General features: G+C 38.6%; 4 protein-coding genes and 1 pseudogene. All 5 read left to right on the top strand.

The genetic code is table 11. The annotated features are described in order from the left end of the window. Positions 1 to 341, top strand: a pseudogene (locus AC1DND_RS19495) (bestrophin family protein); the annotation flags it as partial. 75 nt (positions 342 to 416) lie between these two features. Beyond that, complete coding sequence (locus tag AC1DND_RS19490) at positions 417 to 887, top strand: hypothetical protein (protein WP_477584141.1); 471 nt, start codon at positions 417 to 419, stop codon at positions 885 to 887. A 612-nt stretch (positions 888 to 1,499) separates the two neighbouring features. Beyond that, positions 1,500 to 2,294, top strand: coding sequence for a uroporphyrinogen-III C-methyltransferase (gene cobA / locus AC1DND_RS19485; RefSeq protein WP_477584139.1), 795 nt, complete (start codon positions 1,500 to 1,502; stop codon positions 2,292 to 2,294). 885 nt (positions 2,295 to 3,179) lie between these two features. Beyond that, positions 3,180 to 4,592 carry a glycogen synthase gene (locus AC1DND_RS19480; protein WP_029275054.1) on the top strand — a complete coding sequence of 471 codons (1,413 nt, stop codon included), beginning with the start codon at positions 3,180 to 3,182 and terminating at the stop codon, positions 4,590 to 4,592. 8 nt (positions 4,593 to 4,600) lie between these two features. Then, positions 4,601 to 4,905: sugar phosphate nucleotidyltransferase (locus AC1DND_RS19475; protein WP_477584137.1), on the top strand; the 305-nt coding region annotated here is incomplete at its 3' end.

The following is a 4,905-nucleotide window of genomic DNA, read 5'->3' as shown; positions in this document are numbered from 1 at the left end:
TTCCTTACCCGCGCCATTTTTCATCAATAGCCACCATTATGTTAAACCTGTTTGTGTTTTTGGTGCCTTATGGTCTATTAAACGAATTTAACAAATTGGGTAATGGTACTTTGATTGAGGGTTATTCCATTTGGTTAAATGTTCCATTTGCGATTTTACTCACCTGGGTTTTTAACTCTTTGGATATTGTTGGCGAAAGTTCTACAAATCCTTTTGAAGGAAGTGCCAATGATGTGCCCATTACCAATATCTCGCGGACAATAGAAATCGACATGAGGGATATGCTTGATGAAACTGATCTGCCTCCTGTACTAACACCCGAAAATAGTATACTGATGTAAATTTCCATTATGGAAATGATGGAAAATCATCATCGTATTTGTATATTGAGTAGAAAACAATAAATCGCAATTACCATGAAAAGAAATATCCTTTACCTCGCTTTGGCTGCAATCCCTTTTGCCTATGCCTGTACCCAAAATAATAAAACAACTACTGGCACTAAAACTAAAACCGATTCTTTGGTTAGTGAGAACTGTTATGCAGCAGGTTTTGAAAAAGACAGTGCAGCCATGAATGTGAAAATACTGGCCTCAGGTAAAGTTACGGGTTCATTATTGGTTAATTATGCCGAGAAACCGCATAACAATGGTACCATAAACGGAAAATTTAACGGCGATACCTTACTGGTAGATTACCGCTTTAAAACTGGCGAGGATACCATAAAAGTTTACACCAACCCATTGGCATTTTTAAAGAAAGATGGAAAACTAATTATGGGGGTGGGGCAAATAGAAACCACACTTGGCAGATCTTATTTTGTTAAAGGAAAACCCATTAATTTCGAGGCTGGGAAGTTTACTTTTGAACCAAAGGATTGTAAATAATTTTATGTGCCACCGAACCTACCGGTCTTAGCGTTTCGCTAAGGCCTGGTTAGTTTTTGTGGCGGAGATACAGAAAGTACAGAATTCCCAATCAGTTGGTCATCCTGAGGGATAATTTATTGTGTAAAAATCAATGTAAATGATATGTTGATAGGCTGCGAAGAATCGTCATTGCGAGAAGGCTTTCTCAGCCGACGAAGCAATCTTACAACGATCGCTATAGCCTGCGCTTTAAGATTCCCGCCTGCGCGGGAAAGACGATCACTCTTCGTTAGTTTTTGTGATGGAGATACATGAAATTATTCGTTCAATTTGTCATCCTGTCCAAAGGACTCCTGTGGAGAGCGGAGTCGAAGGATCTTTTAATATAGGTCTCTGTTTCACCGTAAAGATTCTTCACTGTGTTCCGAATGACAACCCAATTCCATGCTGGTGATTCAAAAACGCGTACATTCCCTATAGGATAAATCTTTCATTAACACCCCAAAATCCCATAAATCAACACCCATTAAAAAGCTAGGTAAAATTATTTTAAAATAAATTACTACAATTCCCATAGACTTTATATATTTGTATTATTAACAAACGTATAACGAGCTTAAATTATCTGTTATGATTTTGAATAAAGTAGAAAAAGCGAACATTGAACCAAGAATTACTTTAATAGGTGCAGGTCCTGGCGACCCGGATTTATTTAGTTTAAAAGGTGTTAAAGCATTAAAAACAGCTGATGTTGTTTTATATGATGCAAATGTGAACGAGGCTTTATTGTGTCATGCGCCAGATGGTATACCGAAAGTTTATGTGGGCAAACGTTCAGATGATGAATCGTTTTCTCAGGATGCGGTTAACAAATTGATTGTTGATTACGCTTTAAACTACGGTCACGTGGTACGGTTAAAAAGTGGCGACCCGTTTTTCTTTGCAAAAGGATACGAAGAAATAGATRCTGCAGAATCGTACAGTATCCCTACCGAAATTATTCCGGGTATTTCGAGTGCAACCGGTGCGCCAAGTTTGCAAAAAATCCCGATGATCTATAAAGATTTGAGTGAAAGTTTTTGGGCAGTAACCGGAACAAACTCAAAGGGCGAAATCTCTGAAGATTTATATATCGCAGCAAAAACGAAAGCAACTATTGTTGTTTTAAACGGAATTGAAAAAGTAAAAGAAATTGCTGCCATATTTCAGGCAGAAAATAAAAACCTCTTGCCAGTAGCGGTAATTCAAAATGGTTCTACACCAGAAGAAAAAATTGCAGTTGGTGTTGTTGATACGATTGCTGAAATTGTTGAAGATAAAAGAATAACTGCCCCGGCTTTATTGGTTTTTGGAGATGTGGTTTCATTACACCCACAGTTTCAGCCAATCCGCGATTTTTACGAAATTATCGACGAAGAGTACTAAGATTTTTTTAAACCAAAAATATATTTGTTTTGTTGTTAAAAACCGCTTATGGATTTAAGCGGTTTTTTTGTGTTTAAGCTCCTAGAGCCGTCACCCTGAATTCATTTCAGGGTCTATAATGCAGGAAAGATGCTGACCACGAAGTAGTTACAAGGCAATTGAAAACACTATTTCTACTTGTAAAATAAATTCAGCATGACGATCGCGTTGGAAAACTGCGCTAAAAAGGATCATTACAAATAAGTATCTATAGAAATTAGGTGATATAAAAAAAGTGCTACAGATATCTGCGAAATCAGCGGGAAACCATAGGCAATAATCTCCCGCAGATTTAAGATGACTACCGGTGATTGATTTAGGTTTTTGGATTTATTAAAACAACCCCTTGTTTCTAAGCCTGATTGAAGCGGTAAGCCCGGAGCGCAGTGAGGACTTATAGCGGAAAGCAGGACTGTAGCCCGCCACAAAGAACTGAACATTCACTTTCTCATAAAAAACGCTGTGTGTATCTGCAAAATCAGCAGAAACCATAGGCAATAATCTCCCTCAGATTTAAGAAGATTACCGCTGATTGGTTTGGGCTTTTGGATTTCTTAAAACAGCCCCTTGTTTCTAAGCCTGATTGAAGCGAAAGCCCGGAACGCAGTGAGGACTTATAGCGGAAAGCAGGACTGCAGCCCGCCACAAAGAACTGAACATTCACTTTCAAAAACCTCTGCGTATATCTGCGAAATCAGCGGGAAACCATGGGCAGCATTCTCCTGCAGATTTAAGCCGATTATGCTGGAGAAAAACCTAAAACAATTAACTAAAAATATAATTTTCATTATTTGCAAAACTCAAAACAATTAGTAACTTACTTAGGTTATCTACACCAAATATTTGATGGAAATTATACATATAAGCGCCGAGTGTTACCCAGTTGCAAAGGTTGGTGGTTTAGCCGATGTAGTAGGGGCCCTACCAAAATATCAAAATAAATTAGGCCACATTGCCAAGGTGGTTGTTCCTGCATACGATACTAAATTTATTCGCGAAAGCGAATTTGAAGTAACTTACGATGCATGGGCAAACTACGGTAATCACCACTTTCAGTACCGCATTTTAAAAGAAAAAACCAATAAATTAGGCTTTGATTTATACGTGATCCATATTCAGGGCTTAACCGACCGCCCAAATGTATATGGTTATAGCGACGATACAGAAAGATTTGTGGCTTTCCAGATTGCTACACTTGATTGGATTGTACAGTGGGAACATCGCCCGGATGTGCTTCATTGCCACGATCACCATACGGGTTTAATTCCGTTTATGGTTTCAAATTGCGTAAAATATAAAGCAATTAGCGGCGTCCCGACGGTTTTAACCATTCATAATGCACAATACCAAGGTCAGTTTGGCTGGGAAAAATTATATTATATACCAGCATTCGATTTGTGGAAAGGTGGTTTACTAGGTTGGGAAGATGCCATTAACCCTTTAGCATCGGCCATTAAATGTGCCTGGAAAGTAACTACGGTTTCGCCAAGTTACCTGGATGAGATGATGAACAATGCCCGTGGATTAGAAAGTTTGTTAAGACAAGAGCGTTGGAAATCGGTAGGAATACTAAACGGAATCGATAGCGAGGTTTGGAATCCTGAAACGGACCCGATGCTGAGCAAAGGTTATAATTTAAAAACAGTTGAAACTGGTAAACTGGCAAACAAAACAGCCCTCTGTGATGTTTTTCAATTAGATCCGTCTAAACCACTATTTACTTTTATCGGTAGATTGGTTGATGAAAAAGGTGCCGATTTATTGCCCGATATTTTTTACACAGCTTTGCAACAACATGGCGACAACATCAATATCCTGGTTTTAGGATCAGGCGATAATTGGGTGGAAGGGCGGTTAAATCAGCTGAAAGACATTTTTATTGGTAAATACAATGCTTATATTGGTTATAATGAGCAGGTTTCGCACGAAATGTATGCTGGTGCAGATTTTCTGATCATGCCATCGAGAGTGGAACCTTGTGGTTTAAATCAGCTTTATGCGTTAAGGTATGGAACTGTTCCTATTGTGCGCCGGATTGGTGGATTGAAGGATACAGTAATTGATATAGGTGACGGAGGTTTTGGGATTTGCCACGATCAAACGAGTATTTGGGATGTTACTCATGCCATTAACCGTGCTGTTGAGTTATATAACGATAAAAAGGCTTTTAAAGCAGTGAGAAAAACAATGATGAAGATAGACCATTCGTGGGATAACGCAGCATTAAATTATATAGAATTATACCAAATATTAAAATAAGCTTAAACATGACTGACAAAGTTTTAGGCGTTATCCTTGGCGGTGGCCAGGGCTCTAGATTATCGCCACTAACACAAACACGCTCTAAACCGGCAGTTCCAATTGCTGGTAAATACCGATTGGTAGATATTCCGATTTCGAATTGCTTAAATTCTGGCATTCATCGAATGTTTGTGTTAACCCAGTTTAATTCAGCATCCCTAAACAAACACATTAAAAACACGTATCACTTTAGCCATTTTAGTACGGCCTTTGTTGATATTTTGGCGGCTGAACAAACTGTACAAAACTCAGGTTGGTTCCAGGGGACAGC

Source organism: Pedobacter sp. 01N416 (genome assembly GCF_056399685.1).
Note: the sequence above shows the minus strand (reverse complement) of the source record. Positions and strands in the feature narration are given on the sequence as shown.